Annotated in this window: 12 protein-coding genes and 1 pseudogene; 6 read left to right on the forward strand and 7 right to left on the reverse strand. The window is 61.2% G+C overall.

The genetic code is table 11. The annotated features are described in order from the left end of the window. Positions 1-272 precede the first annotated feature (272 nt). From lysS to MOV61_RS05280, 3 genes and pseudogenes are all read right to left on the reverse strand, one after another. Entirely contained in the window at positions 273-1,769 is a 1,497-nt protein-coding gene (gene lysS / locus MOV61_RS05270; protein ID WP_247135837.1) for a lysine--tRNA ligase, read from the reverse strand. A 254-nt stretch (positions 1,770-2,023) separates the two neighbouring features. Then, positions 2,024-3,481, reverse strand: coding sequence for a glutamate--tRNA ligase (gene gltX, locus MOV61_RS05275; protein ID WP_247135838.1), 1,458 nt, complete (start codon positions 3,479-3,481; stop codon positions 2,024-2,026). 115 nt (positions 3,482-3,596) lie between these two features. Further along, positions 3,597-3,840 (reverse strand): annotated as a pseudogene (locus tag MOV61_RS05280) (SLC13 family permease); the annotation flags it as partial. Positions 3,841-3,965: 125 nt separating this feature from the next. Here MOV61_RS05280 and MOV61_RS05285 point away from each other — a divergent pair. Further along, positions 3,966-4,508 carry a glutathione peroxidase gene (locus tag MOV61_RS05285; protein WP_247135839.1) on the forward strand — a complete coding sequence of 181 codons (543 nt, stop codon included), beginning with the start codon at positions 3,966-3,968 and terminating at the stop codon, positions 4,506-4,508. A gap of 38 nt (positions 4,509-4,546) precedes the next feature. On the opposite strand, the gene MOV61_RS05290 is transcribed toward MOV61_RS05285, so the two are convergent. The 4 genes from MOV61_RS05290 to MOV61_RS05305 form a co-directional block, all read right to left on the reverse strand. Continuing rightward, complete coding sequence (locus MOV61_RS05290; protein ID WP_172724028.1) at positions 4,547-4,909, reverse strand: hypothetical protein; 363 nt, start codon at positions 4,907-4,909, stop codon at positions 4,547-4,549. Beyond that, positions 4,906-5,193: a DUF6516 family protein gene (locus MOV61_RS05295; protein WP_247135840.1), complete on the reverse strand. Its 288-nt coding sequence runs from the start codon at positions 5,191-5,193 to the stop codon at positions 4,906-4,908. The genes MOV61_RS05290 and MOV61_RS05295 overlap by 4 nt, the downstream gene beginning before the upstream one ends. A 74-nt stretch (positions 5,194-5,267) precedes the next feature. Then, on the reverse strand, positions 5,268-6,035 hold the full coding sequence (locus MOV61_RS05300) for a TerC family protein (RefSeq protein WP_247030989.1): 768 nt from the start codon (positions 6,033-6,035) through the stop codon (positions 5,268-5,270). A gap of 98 nt (positions 6,036-6,133) precedes the next feature. After that, positions 6,134-6,835: a TetR/AcrR family transcriptional regulator gene (locus MOV61_RS05305; RefSeq protein ID WP_038545406.1), complete on the reverse strand. Its 702-nt coding sequence runs from the start codon at positions 6,833-6,835 to the stop codon at positions 6,134-6,136. Between the two features lie 134 nt (positions 6,836-6,969). Between MOV61_RS05305 and MOV61_RS05310 the strand changes: the two genes are divergently transcribed. The 5 genes from MOV61_RS05310 (at position 6,970) to xylA (ending at position 13,943) form a co-directional block, all read left to right on the forward strand. Continuing rightward, positions 6,970-8,184 carry an HlyD family secretion protein gene (locus MOV61_RS05310; RefSeq protein WP_247135841.1) on the forward strand — a complete coding sequence of 405 codons (1,215 nt, stop codon included), beginning with the start codon at positions 6,970-6,972 and terminating at the stop codon, positions 8,182-8,184. Positions 8,185-8,205: 21 nt separating this feature from the next. Beyond that, positions 8,206-9,798, forward strand: a complete 1,593-nt coding sequence (locus MOV61_RS05315; protein WP_247135842.1) for a DHA2 family efflux MFS transporter permease subunit — start codon at positions 8,206-8,208, stop codon at positions 9,796-9,798. A 143-nt stretch (positions 9,799-9,941) separates the two neighbouring features. Further along, entirely contained in the window at positions 9,942-10,982 is a 1,041-nt protein-coding gene (locus MOV61_RS05320) for a LacI family DNA-binding transcriptional regulator (RefSeq protein WP_247135843.1), read from the forward strand. A 25-nt stretch (positions 10,983-11,007) separates the two neighbouring features. Next, complete coding sequence (xylB, locus tag MOV61_RS05325; protein WP_247135844.1) at positions 11,008-12,462, forward strand: xylulokinase; 1,455 nt, start codon at positions 11,008-11,010, stop codon at positions 12,460-12,462. 170 nt (positions 12,463-12,632) lie between these two features. Further along, positions 12,633-13,943, forward strand: coding sequence for a xylose isomerase (gene xylA, locus MOV61_RS05330; RefSeq protein ID WP_247135845.1), 1,311 nt, complete (start codon positions 12,633-12,635; stop codon positions 13,941-13,943). The last annotated feature ends 178 nt before the right edge of the window (positions 13,944-14,121 follow it).

The raw sequence follows: 14,121 nt of genomic DNA on the forward strand, positions 1-14,121 counted from the left end.
CGGACGCGGACGCCGCCGGCGCCGAATGGCTCGCAAAGCTCAGGGGCCAACCGGCTCCAGCGGCACCCGCAAAACCCGCAGAGGCGGCTTCGGCTTCGGATGCGAAGGACCCGGTGGCCAAGGTTGTGCATTGAGTAGGGGGAGGTCTTAGCCTCCCCACGTTATCCTCGGACTTGACCCGAGGACCCAGCATCCGCAATGCCCAGCCGGTGGATCCTCGGGTCGAGCCCGAGGATGACGACCGTGGTGGCCTTGGTGGCAGGCGAACCCTATCAATCCGCCTTGGCGCGTCTCGCCGGGAACAGGATCACATCGCGGATCGACGGTGAGTCCGTCAGCAGCATGACGAGGCGGTCGACGCCGATGCCGAGGCCGCCCGCGGGCGGCATGCCCTGGTCGATCGCATCCAGGAATTCGTCGTCGAGCTGCTTGTCCTTTTCGCCGCGGGCATGCGCCTGTTCCAGCTGTTCGACCATGCGCTTGCGCTGCTCTTCCGGGTCGTTGAGTTCGGAAAACGCGTTACCCAGTTCCCAGGTGTTGCAATAGGTCTCGAAGCGCTCGACGAGGCGCGGTTCGCCCGGCACTTCCTTGGCGAAGGGTGAGATGTCCTTCGGGAAATGCGTCACGTGGCTCGGCTGGATCAGCGTGCCCTCGACCTTTTCCTCAAAGATGAAGGCGAGACATTCGCCCCAGGTCCAATCCTTCTCGACCGCGAAGCCGGCGGCCTTGGCGGCGGTGCGGGCTTCCTCGTCAGTCTTCATGGCAAGAAAATCGATGCCGGTCGCTTCCTTGACCGCATCGGGCATCGGCACGCGCTTGAACGGGCCCTTGAAGGACAGTTCCTTGTCACCGAACTTCACTTCGGTCGTGCCGTGGATGGTCATGGCCAATGTCGAGAACATGCGCTCGACGAGGTCCATGATGTCCTCGTAGTCGGCATAGGCCCAATAGCACTCCATCATCGTGAATTCGGGGTTGTGCCGGGTCGAGACGCCTTCGTTCCGAAAATTGCGGTTGATCTCGAACACCTTGTCCGTGAGGCCCGAAACCAGCGTACGCTTCAGAAACAATTCCGGCGCGATACGCAGGTACATGTCGAGCTTCAGCGTGTTGTGATGGGTCTTGAACGGCTCGGCTGTGGCGCCGCCATAGACCGAATGCAGCATGGGGGTTTCGACTTCCATAAAGCCGTCGTTTTCCATGAAGCGGCGGATGCCCGAGACGATGCGGCTGCGCTGCTGGAAGCGGAGCTTCGACTCCTCGTTGGTCATGATGTCGAGATGGCGCTTGCGGTAGCGCAGCTCGACATCCGAGAGGCCATGCCACTTCTCCGGCATGGGGAGCAGCGACTTGGTGAGCATGGTGATGTTCTGGGCGTTGATGGTCAGCTCGCCGCGCTTGGTGCGGCGCACGACGCCTGTGACGCCGATGATGTCGCCGATATCGACCATCGGCAAAAGGTCGCGGGCTTCCTGCGGGGTGGTATCCTTGTGCGAGAAGATCTGCACCTTGCCCGATGCGTCATGGATATCCATGAACATGCCGGAATTGCGCGAGGAATAAACCCGGCCGGCGACGGTGACGATGTCCTGTGTCTCGACGTCCGCTTCCAGGTTCTTGTATTTCTCGGCCAGCTCCGCATTGGTCATCGTCCGGTGGAAATGCGCCGGATAGACATCGCCGATCTTTTCACGAAGCAAAGCGAGTTTCTGGGCGCGCACCTGTGTGGCGTCGGAGGAGAGGGCGGTTTCGGTCGTGTTCTCGGTCATCGTGTTTCGCCTTCTTCGGGCTGTCTTCGTTGGGGTTACCCCCCCTCTGTCCTGCCGGACATCTCCCCCTCAAGGGGGGAGATCGGATGGAGCTTGCTCATCGCCCTCTCTCTGTCATCGCATGCCCAGCATTCGACGCTGGTTAGGGCGGAGGTGGCGCCTCTGGTTGATCTCCCCCCTTGAGGGGGAGATGCCCGGCAGGGCAGAGGGGGGTATGCTGTACATCCACCTTCAATATGAAGGCATGCGGTTTCTTACTTTCCGTCGCCCACCATGGATGCCACCACTGTCGCTGCAATCTTCAGCCGCTGGCGCACCACGGACCGGCCGAGCAGCGCCATCGAATCGAACAACGGCAGCGAGCGCGACGAACCAGACATGGCGACGAACAGCGGCGGGGTGACGACGCGCAGTTTCTTGGCGAGCTTGTCGGCCACCGCGCGCAGTTCGGCGTCGATCGTCTCGACATTCCATTCCAGGATCTTTTCCAGATCCGTCTGGACGGTAGTGAGGATTTCCAGCGTCTCGGCCGGGCTGGTCTTCAGGCCCGCAAACGAGGCCGGCGTCAGGCCGACATCGGAGGACAGCAGGAAGCCGGCAAGGTTCGGCAGTTCGCCGAGCTTGGAAATGCGGCTCTGCGAGTGTTTCAGGCCTTCCGTCAGCCGGCTATTCTCCATGGCCCATTCCAGCGTGCGGGCGACGAATTCGTCCGGCGTCAGCTTTTCGCGGATCCAGCGGCCGTTCAGCCAGTCGAGCTTCTGGATGTCGAAGATCGCGCCGGCCTTGGAGAGGTTGTCCGGATCGAACTTCTCGATCAGTTCGTCCATGGTCAGCATCTCTTCGCCTTCGGCGATCTGGATGAAGAACAGGCCCAAAAAGTTCATCAGCGCTTCCGGCAGGTAGCCGAGCGCGGAATAATAGGAGATCGAGGTCGGGTTCTTGCGCTTCGACAGCTTCGACTTGTCGGCATTCCTCATCAAGGAGAGGTGCATGAACACCGGCTGCTCCCACTCGAAATAGCGGTAGAGTAGGATATGCTTCGGCACCGATGCCAGCCATTCTTCGCCACGCGCCACGTGGGTGATCTTCATCAGATGGTCGTCGATGACGTTGGCCATATGGTAGGTCGGCATGCCGTCGCCCTTGATCAGCACCTGCATGTCGACCGAATCCCACGGGATCGAAACGTCGCCGTAAACGCCGTCATGGAAATCGCAGGAGCCTTCGGTCGGGATCTTCATGCGGATGACCGAGCCTTCGCCGGCCGCCATCTTGGAGGTCACTTCCTCGGCCGTCAGGTTCAAGCAAAGACCGTCGTATTTCGGCGGCTTGCCGGCGGCGCGCTGGCCTTCGCGCATCTGCTCGAGCCGCTCGGGCGTGCAGAAGCAGCGGAAGGCATGGCCCTTGTCGAGCAGCTGCTGGGCATAGGGCTGGTACATGTCCTTGCGGTCGGACTGGCGGTAGGGTCCGTAGGGACCGCCGACATCCGGGCCTTCCGCCCAGGTCAGGCCAGTCCAGCGCAGCGCGTCCAGAACCTTGTCCTCGAATTCTTGCGTCGAGCGCGTCGCATCGGTATCCTCGATGCGCAGGATGAATTCGCCGCCATGTTTCTTGGCGAAGAGATAGTTGAACAGCGCGATATAGGCGGTGCCGACATGAGGCTCGCCGGTCGGCGAGGGGGCGATGCGGACGCGGGGCTTCGTGGCGATCATGAAGAATGCTCTATCTGTGGCGGCCGGGAAGGCGCCAAGCCTGTTTTTGAAATGCGGATTGGCGCAGGCTTAGGCCATATTCAGCCGCAAGCGTCAAGGTTTTTGGCCCTGAACCTTACCTTACCGGCCAAACATAGAGCAGTGCCGGCACGCTGACGAGGATGATCAGGAAAGAAAGCGGCAGGCCGAGGCGGGGATAGTCAGAGAACTTGTAGCCGCCGGGGCCGAAGACCAGCGTGTTGCATTGGCGGCCGACCGGGGTGAGGAAATCGCAGCCGGCGCCGATCGCCACCGCCATCAGAAACGCCTCCGGCCGAAAACCGAGACTGGTCGAAGCTCGCGGCGATCGGGCCCATCAATGCGGAGACGAGTTCAAAGTTCCGGCGCGACTGATCGACAGGGCGCCCGTCCACTGGACAACCGGTGCCGCTTCGATAGGGTGTCGCGGCAAAACGACCAGATTGTTTTAAATGGAGATTTGTCGATGACTGATGTTTTGAACGTGCCGGTGAAGCTGGCCGATGGCCGCGAGACCACGCTTTCGGAATACAAAGGCAAGGTGATGCTAGTCGTCAACGTCGCCTCGAAATGCGGCCTGACCAAGCAGTATGAAGGCCTCGAAAAACTCTACGAAGACAAGCGCGGCGATGGTTTCGTGATCACCGCTTTCCCGGCCAACAACTTCAAGGGCCAGGAGCCCGGCACGGATGCCGAGATCGTCGAATTCTGCCAGCTCACCTACGACGTCAAATTTCCGATCTTTTCGAAGATCTCTGTCAAGGGCGAGGACAAGCATCCGCTCTACCAGGGCCTCACCGGCTCCGGCGTTCCGACCACCGGCGACGGCCCGATGAAGGAAAAGTTGCGCGGCTTCGGCATGGAAGTCGAAGACGGCGAGATTGTCTGGAATTTCGAAAAATTCCTGATCGGCCGCGACGGCGAGATCAAGGCCCGCTTCGCGCCTGACGTCGATGCGCAGGACATTCGGCTGGTCGAGGCGGTCGAGCGGGAACTGGCGAAGAGCTGAGTGGCCCGGCAAAGTCGGAGCAATTCTTTGCCTTCCAACTAGGCCGCTTCAGTGATCGCCATTTCTGCCGTGATGCGATCCCAGGGAACCTTGACCAGACCCTCCGCAGTCTTTTCGATTAGACCGACCTCGGCCAGAGCGACCACGTCGGCATGGACTCCGCGATAATCCCGCTTCAGGGAATGAGCGAGCTGGCGGATCGAGGAGGTGCCAGCCGCTTTCAGGGCGCGCAGAAGCCGCCAGCGATTGGCGGTCAGCACCTTTAAGAGAAGATCCATGCTTTCGAAGGCAATCTCGCCCGGCTGCAGGCTGAAATCGCCGGCGTCGATCCGCGCTCCAGCCCTTGTCGCGTTTTCGAAAAACGCGTCCATATTAGAAACGTGGATCCGAACTTCGCTCATACCTTCAACTCCCGGCGGACATCGTCTTCGAAATCCCCGATCATCCGTTCGAGGCTCTCGAAACGATAGGGCTCCTCATGATCGCGATAATGGCGGTGATCGCCTTTCCCAAATTCGTTGTCGTAGCCAATAATTCGCTCTCCCGGGCGTCCGAAGAAAAGCGAATATTTCAATCCATGTGGACGTTCCGCGTTGGGATCCGGAAGCTGCCAGACCTTCATCTGGATGATCCTTCCATCATCCAGATGAAATTTCCGATCCATGATTAAGGTCGCTCGCGCCATTTGATGCTTTATCTAGCATATGCTGAATATGGCATCAAGGCGATGCTCGACTTGACGGAAGGGAAACGTCACCATCAGTGCAGCGTCGTCCCGCTGCCCTTTTTCTTCTTGCGGGCGTTGCGCGCCACCATGTTGAGCACCTCGACGCCGGCGGAAAAGGCCATGGCGGCGTAGATATAGCCCTTGGGCACGTGCACGCCAAAACCTTCGACGATCAGGGTGCCGCCGATCATCAGCAAAAAGGCGAGCGCCAGCATGACGATGGTCGGGTTCTTCTCGATGAAATTGGCAAGCGGAGTGGCGGCGATCAGCATCACCGTGACGGCGGCGATGACGGCGACGACCATGATCGGCAGGTGAGGGGTCATGCCGACGGCGGTGATGATGCTGTCGATCGAGAAGACGAGATCGAGCAGCAGGATCTGGCCGATTGCAGATGCGAAGCTCATCTTGAGCACGTCCTTGCCGGCGCCGACCAGGTCTTCCTTATGGTCGTCGACATCGACGGAATGGTGGATTTCCTTGGTTGCCTTCCAGACAAGGAAAAGGCCGCCGGCGATCAGGATCAGATCCTTCCACGAGAAGCCGTGGCCGAAGGCCTCGAAGATCGGGTTGGTAAGCTGGACGATCCAAGCGACGGTGCCGAGCAGGGCGAGACGCATGACGAGCGCCAGGCCGATGCCGATCCTGCGGGCGCGTTCGCGGCTTTCGGGTGGCAGCTTGTTGGTGAGGATCGAGATGAAGATCAGGTTGTCGATGCCGAGCACGACTTCCATGACGACGAGGGTGACGAGCGCCACCCAGGCGGCCGGATCCTGAACCAGCGCGACGATATCCTGCATCAACATTCCCTTCTTTCAATCGCAAGGCGTAATTGCCGTCCCGATTTAAGGACTGGAGATGCAAAGACAAGAGGAGGTTGCGTTACAACCTCCTGAAATCAGGCATGTTCTTTGGTTTTTGTCGTCACGGAAGCGTTATGCAGGCCGTAGGCTGCCATGAATACCCGGATCGCCCCCGTAACAGCACGGTCGATTTCGCGGAAGGGCGGCACGTCATCGAGATCGCCAAACAGGCGGAACTTGAAAAATGTGCCGCTCGACATATCGATGAACTGACGCGCCGCCAGGTCCGTATCCTCGATCTTCAGATTGCCGAGCGCGATATGACGCTTAAGGAAATCCTCAAGAACTGTGCGTACGTTTTGAGACGGTGAGTTGAAGAAGTGATGACAGATGTTTGGAAGACGATCGACGACGCCGATGACGGTGCGCATCGCGCCGATCACCTGCGGAGAGGTGATATGGGTCACAAATCCCATCCCGAAGCGGTAGAGACCGTCCTCGACTTCCTCACTGCCTGCGAGGATGTCGCGCATACGCAGGGTGATCCGCTCGCGTTCGCGCGCCACGATCGCCCCGAACAGGTCTTCCTTGTTCTGGAAGTAAACGTAGATCGTGCCTTTAGAAACGCCCGCCTCGCGGGTGATGTCGTTCATGCTCGCCGCGTCGAAGCCGAGCTTCATAAAGACGCTCTTTGCCCCGTCGATAATCTGTTCCCGTTTCGCCGGGTCTTCGCCCGCTGCGAAACGTCCGGCGGCAATCGGATCGTTTTTTTCCAGTTTCCTTGTCTGCCTGGCCATTTCGATGCCCTTTTTTAACCTTTTCGAACCGAGCGGTTCGATTGCTCTTGATATGTGTCATCGAAAGGTCTAAGTCAAGGTCGCTGAACCGATCGGTTCGATGAAATAAGACGCTCCCAAGACGGTATATGAAGATGACGGCCTCTCACAATACCGGCGCATTGCGCGCCGTGACGACGGAAAATGTCGACCTTTCGGAGGCTGAAGCCCGCAAGGCTTCGCCTGCGGCCGAACAGCCTGCGGCTGCCGAGGCGATTGCGGCCCCGGCCGCTGCCAAAGCGCCGGAAAAGAAGAAGCGCCGCGGCCTCCTGCTGCCGATCATCGCGCTTGCCCTCCTTGGTGGCGCCGGCTGGTACGGCTATAACTGGTGGATCGACGGCCGGTTCCTGGTTTCGACGGACGATGCTTACGTCGAAGGCGATATCGCGGTCATCTCGCCGAAGGTTTCCGGTTACGTCGCCAAGGTGAACGTCGTCGAAAACCAGGCCGTCAAGGCCGGCGATCCGCTCGTCACGCTGGACGACGGCGACTACCAGCTCGCACTTCGCAAGGCGCAGGCCGCCATAGAATCCGCCAATCTCGCAGTGTTGCGGATCGACGCGCAGATCGTCGGCGGCGAAGCGGCGCTGAAGCAGTCCCAGGCCCAGCAAGGCGCTCTCGAAGCTGCTGTCCGCGGCGCCGAGATCATCCAGAAGCGCGCGACGAGCCTGCAGGCAAGCGCCGTCGGCACCGCCGCCGCGCTCGACAGTGCCCAGATCGCGCTCGAACAGGCCCGCGCCAATCTCGTCGCCGGCCAGGCCGCGGTTGCCTCGGCTCAGGCCAATATCGGCCTTCTGCATGCGCAGCGCGACGAAGCGGTCAACACGATCCGCACCCAGGAGCTCGCCCGCGACCAGGCCCAGCGCGATCTGAACTTCACTGTCCTGAAGGCGCCTTATGACGGCGTCATCGGCAATCTCTCCGTCCAGACGGGTGATCTCGTCTCGACGGGCAAGCGGCTCGCGTCGCTGGTGCCGCTGACCGAGCTCTATATCGAGGCGAATTTCAAGGAAACTCAGCTTGGCCATCTGCAGCCGGGTTCCAAGGTTCGCGTGCATGTCGATGCCTATGACGATCACAACATCACCGGCACGGTCGTGTCGATCGCGCCGGCTTCCGGTGCCGTCTTCTCGATGCTGCCGCCGGAAAATGCGACCGGCAACTTCACCAAGGTCGTGCAGCGCGTTCCGGTGCGCATCTCGATCCCCAAGGAAGACCTGGAGCGTCAGCATCTTCGCGCCGGCCTGAGTGTCGTCGTCGACGTCGACACCCGCACTGCGCCTGGCATCGGCGCTGTCGCTGCCAAGTAAAGAGAACCAAGGAGAGCGGCCATGGCAGGAGCAACAGCCACGGCGGGCGCATCCCCTATGGCGATGCCCGCCGACCAGCCGATGGACAGACGCAAGCTCATCGCCTTCTTCGCGATGGTCTTCGGCATGTTCATGTCGATCCTCGACATCCAGATCGTCTCGGCTTCGCTCGCGGAAATCCAGGCCGGCCTTTCCGCCGGTTCGGATGAAATCGCCTGGGTGCAGACCTCCTACCTGATCGCCGAAGTGATCATGATCCCGCTGTCGGGAACGCTGGCGCGTATCATCTCGACGCGCTACCTCTTCGCCATCTGTGCCGCGGGCTTTACGCTGTCCAGCATCCTTTGCGCCACCGCGACGAATATCGACCAGATGATCGTCTACCGCGCCATCCAGGGCTTCATCGGCGGCGGCATGATCCCCTCTGTCTTCGCTGCGGCCTTCACCATCTTCCCGCCGTCGAAGCGCAGCATCGTGTCGCCGATCATCGGACTTGTCGCGACGCTCGCGCCAACCATCGGCCCGACGGTCGGCGGGTACCTTTCCAATTCCTTCTCCTGGCATTGGCTGTTCCTGGTCAACGTCATCCCCGGCATCATCGTGACGGCCGTCACCTTTACGCTGATCGACTTCGACAAGCCGCAGCTTCAACTGATGAAGAAATTCGACTGGTGGGGGCTTGCTTCCATGGGTGTCTTCCTCGGCGCGCTGGAATACGTGCTGGAAGAGGGCAACAACAAGGACTGGTTCAGCGACGACAAGATCGTCGTCGGTGCGGTCCTGGTCACTGTTGGTGCGGTGGTGTTCTTCTGGCGGGCCTTCAAGGTCGAGTTCCCGATCGTCGATCTCCGAGCATTCAGCAACGCCAATTTCGCCTTCGGATCGCTGTTCTCCTTCATCATGGGCGTCGGGCTTTACGGGCTCACCTATCTCTATCCGCTCTATCTCGGCCGCATCCGTCATTACGATTCGCTGATGATCGGCGAGACCATGTTCGTCTCGGGTATCGCCATGTTCGTCTCCGCGCCGCTCGTCGGGAGGCTGTCGAGCAGCGTGGACCTGCGCATCCTGATGGCGGTCGGTTTCGGCGCCTTCGCGATGGGCACCTACCTGATGACCGGCATCACCGCCGACTGGGATTTCTACGAACTGCTTCTGCCGCAGATCCTGCGCGGGTTCGGGATGATGATGTGCATGGTGCCGATCAGCAATATCGCGCTCGGAACGCTTTCGCCGCAACGTATCCAGGGCGCTTCCGGTCTCTTCAACCTGACGCGTAATCTCGGCGGCGCGGTCGGCCTTGCGATCATCAATACGGCTTTGACCCAGCGCTCCGACGAGCATTATGCCCGGCTTTCGGAGCATGTGAACTACGGCAATCCGGCTGCGCTGAGTTGGCTCGACAACGTCGGGGCCAATTACAATGCCTTGGGTCTCGACGGCGGCGCCGTGGCGCTCCAGAAGATCTCCGGCATCATCACCCAACAGGCCCTGCTGCTGTCCTTCATGGATGTGTTCTTCATCCTGACGGCGCTGTTCGGAAGCCTGATCTTCTTTGTCTTCCTCATCGCCAAGCCAGGCCGCCCCGCGGGCGCTGGTGGCGGCGGGCATTAAATTCCAGCATTCCACCGCCGGGAAGAGGGCCGCCACACACGTGACGGCCTTTTTCTTTGGCGTCCAGCGTTGTTGAAACACGTACCTCAAATTTTGATTTACGTACCTCAGAATTTCCGCTAACACGGTCGGCGGAGGAATTCATGAAGCCCACAGTTCATGACATCGCAAAGATTGCGGGCGTCAGCCTTGCGACCGTCGACCGGGTTCTCAACGGCCGGCCGGGCGTGCGTTCCGTCACCCGCGGCAAGGTGGAGGAGGCAATCGCCTCGCTCGGCTATGTGCGCGATCTCGCCGCCGCCAACCTTGCCAAAAGCCGGACCTATTCCTTCGTCTTCATCCTGCCGGCCAACGACAATTCCTTCATGATCGGCCTCACAGAAGAGGTGCGCGGCGCGGTCGCCCGGTCCAGCTTCGAGCGCACCGATATCCGCATCGTCGACGTACCGCCCTTCGACCCTGACGCGCTGGTAGCAGCCCTTGAGGCCGTGCTTGCCGAAAAACCGGCGGGCGTTGCCTTCGTTGCGATCGACGCGCCGGAAGTCCGCGCGGCCGCCGAGCACCTGCGTCAGGCCGGCATCCCGATGGTGACCTTGGTCTCCGACCTGCCGGATTCCTCCCGCGACCATTATGCCGGCATCGACAATATTGCAGCCGGCCGCACTGCGGGCAGCCTGATGGGGCGTTTCCTCAACGGGCCTTCCCTCGGCGAACGAGGGGCGACCGTCGCGGTGCTCGCCGGCTCCATGCTGGTGCGCGACCATCGAGAGCGGCTGGAAGGTTTTTCGACCGTGATCGCCCAAGCCTATCCGAACGTTCATATCCTGCCCGTCCTCGAGGGCCGCGACGATCCGGTGCTTGCCGAGACGATGATCGCGGACGCGCTGCGTCGTAATGCGGACATCGCCGGCATCTACAGTCTCGGTGCCGGCAACCGCGGCCTCATCCGCGCGCTGCAGGCGGCGCACGGCCCCAGCCGACCGCTCGTTATCGCGCACGAACTGACCGCCTCGACCCGCGCAGCACTTGCCGACGGCACCATTGACGCGGTGCTGAACCAGGATGCGGGCCACGAAGTCAGAAGCGCGATCCGCGTGCTGAAGGCCAAGGCGGACGGCCTGCCGGTGCTTGCCGCCCAGGAACGCATCCGTATCGACATATTCTTGAAAGACAATCTGCCCTGAAGGGCGGAGCATTAGGAGAAACACCATGTATCTCGGTCTCGATCTCGGCACTTCGGGCGTCAAGGCGATGCTGATCGACGGCGATCAGAAGATCATCGGTTCGGCGAGCGGCTCGCTCGACGTCTCGCGTCCACATTCGGGCTGGTCGGAGCAGGATCCGGCCCACTGGATCCGCGCCACCGAAGAGGCTGTCGCCGGCCTCAAGGCAAAATTCCCGAAGGAGCTCGCGGCGGTGAAGGGCATCGGCCTTTCGGGCCAGATGCACGGCGCGACGCTGCTGGACAGCGAAGACAAGGTGCTACGCCCCTGCATCCTCTGGAACGATACCCGTTCGCATCAGGAAGCCGCAGCCCTCGATGCGAACCCGATTTTCCGCAAGCTCACCGGCAATATCGTCTTCCCCGGCTTCACTGCTCCGAAGCTCGTCTGGGTCGCCAAAAACGAACCGGAGATTTTCACGAAGGTCGCCAAGGTGCTGCTGCCGAAGGATTACCTGCGCCTGTGGCTGACCGGCGAGCATATTTCGGAAATGTCGGATTCGGCCGGCACGTCCTGGCTCGATACCGGCGCCCGCAAGTGGTCGTCCGAACTGCTTTCCGCCACGGGCCTTACCGAAAGCCAGATGCCGTCGCTGGTCGAGGGAACCGAGCAGGCCGGCAAGCTGCGCGGCGAGCTCTCCTACAAATGGGGAATGGGCGAGGGCGTTGTGATTGCCGGTGGGGCAGGGGACAATGCGGCCTCGGCCTGCGGCATGGGCACGGTGGCGGAAGGCCAGGCCTTCGTGTCGCTCGGCACGTCCGGCGTGCTGTTTGCCGCCAACGCCTCCTATCTGCCGAAGCCTGAAAGCGCGGTGCATGCCTTCTGCCACGCGCTGCCGAAAACCTGGCACCAGATGGGCGTCATCCTGTCGGCGACCGACGCACTCAACTGGTATTCGCTCATCACCGGCAAGACCGCCGCGGAACTCACCCAGGAACTCGGCGATACGCTGAAGGCTCCCTCCAGCGTCACCTTCCTGCCCTATCTTTCCGGCGAACGCACGCCGCATAACGATGCGGCCATCCGCGGCGCCTTCATCGGCCTCGAACACGAAAGCAGCCGGTCGGTGCTGACCCAGGCGGTCGTGGAAGGGGTGACCTTTGCGATCAGGGACAATCTCGAAGCCCTGAAATCCGCCGGCACCTCGATTTCCCGCGTTACCGCCATCGGCGGCGGTTCACGCTCGCGCTATTGGCTGCAGTCGATCGCCACGTCTCTCGGCGTGCCGGTGGATATTCCAGCTGACGGCGATTTCGGCGCGGCCTTCGGTGCTGCGCGCCTAGGCCTCATCGCCGCCGCCGGCGCCGACCCGCTCTCCGTCTGCTCGGCACCGAAAACCGACGAGACCATCGAACCGGTCGCAGCACTCTCGGAAGCATACGACACAGCATACGCCCGCTACCGGGCGCTCTATCCGGCGATCAAGTCGCCGGCGCATTGAACATGAGGCGCCCCCTCATCCGCCTGCCGGCACCTTCTCCCCGAGGGGAGAAGAGGCTCGCGGCGGTGCCTCAGTTCCCTTCTCCCCTCGGGGAGAAGGTGGCCCGAAGGGTCGGATGAGGGGGCAACCCACCCGCCAAACAACAATTCGAACCCAACGAGGAAACGACCATGAGCACAGGCTTTTTCGGAGACATCCAGAAAATCAAATACGAAGGCCCGGACAGCACCAATCCGCTGGCCTTCCGCCACTACAATCCGGACGAAATGATCGCGGGCAAGCGCATGGAGGATCATCTTCGGTTCGCCGTCGCCTACTGGCACTCGTTCACCTGGCCGGGCGGCGACCCCTTTGGCGGCCAGACTTTCCAGCGCCCGTGGTTCTCGGACACGATGGAAGCGGCGAAGATGAAGGCCGACGTGGCGTTCGAATTCTTCTCGCTGCTCGGTTCGCCCTTCTACTGCTTCCACGACGCTGACGTGCGTCCGGAAGGCAATAATTTCGCCGAGAACACCAGGAACCTCAACGAGATCGTCGACTATTTCGAGAAGAAGCAGGCCGAGACTGGCACCAAGCTCCTCTGGGGCACGGCGAACATGTTCTCGAACCGTCGCTACATGTCGGGCGCCGCCACCAACCCGGACCCGGATGTCTTTGCCTTTGCGGCGGCGACCGTGAAGACCTGCCTCGATGCTACCAAGAAGCTCGGCGGCGCCAACTATGTGCTGTGGGGTGGCCGTGAAGGCTACGAGACGCTGCTCAATACCGATCTGTCGCGCGAGCTCGACCAGATGGGCCGTTTCCTCAACCTGGTGGTCGAATACAAGTACAAGATCGGCTTTAAAGGCACGATCCTGATCGAGCCGAAACCGCAGGAACCGACCAAGCACCAATACGATTACGACGTCGCGACCGTCTACGCCTTCCTGCAGAAGCATGGGCTGGACAAGGAAGTGAAGGTCAATATCGAGCAGGGCCATGCGATCCTCGCGGGCCATTCCTTCGAGCACGAACTGGCGATGGCGAACGCGTTCGGCATTTTCGGCTCGATCGACATGAACCGCAACGACTACCAGTCCGGCTGGGATACCGACCAATTCCCCAATAATGTGCCGGAAATGGCGCTGGCCTATTACCAGGTTTTGGCCGGCGGCGGTTTCGTCAATGGCGGCACCAATTTCGACGCCAAGCTGCGTCGCCAGTCGCTCGATCCCCAGGACCTGCTGATCGGCCATATCGGCGGCATGGATTGCTGCGCCCGTGGCCTCAAGGCGGCGGCGAAGATGCTCGACGACGGCGCACTCAAGAAGCCGCTCGACGAACGCTACGCCAAGTGGGACAGCCCGGAATACCAGAAGATGCTGCGCGGCGAATACAAGCTCGACGACATCGCCTCCTGGGTTGAAAAGCAGGACATCAACCCGGAACCGAAGTCGGGCCGCCAGGAATACCTGGAAAACGTCGTCAATCGTTACGTTTGACGCCTTTGCGTTTGATGGGCTTGCTCCGCCCCTCACCCTAACCCTCTCCCCGCTTGCGGGGAGAGGGGACGTGCCAAGAGCGACGTTGGAGAGTGAACGGGTACGGTGCGGCATATCCCTTCTCCCCGCAGGCGGGGAGAAGGTGGCGGCAGCCGGATGAGGGGCGGGACGCTGCCGT

It is taken from the genome of Neorhizobium sp. BETTINA12A, assembly GCF_023006485.1.
Taxonomy (GTDB): Bacteria; Pseudomonadota; Alphaproteobacteria; order Rhizobiales; family Rhizobiaceae; genus Neorhizobium.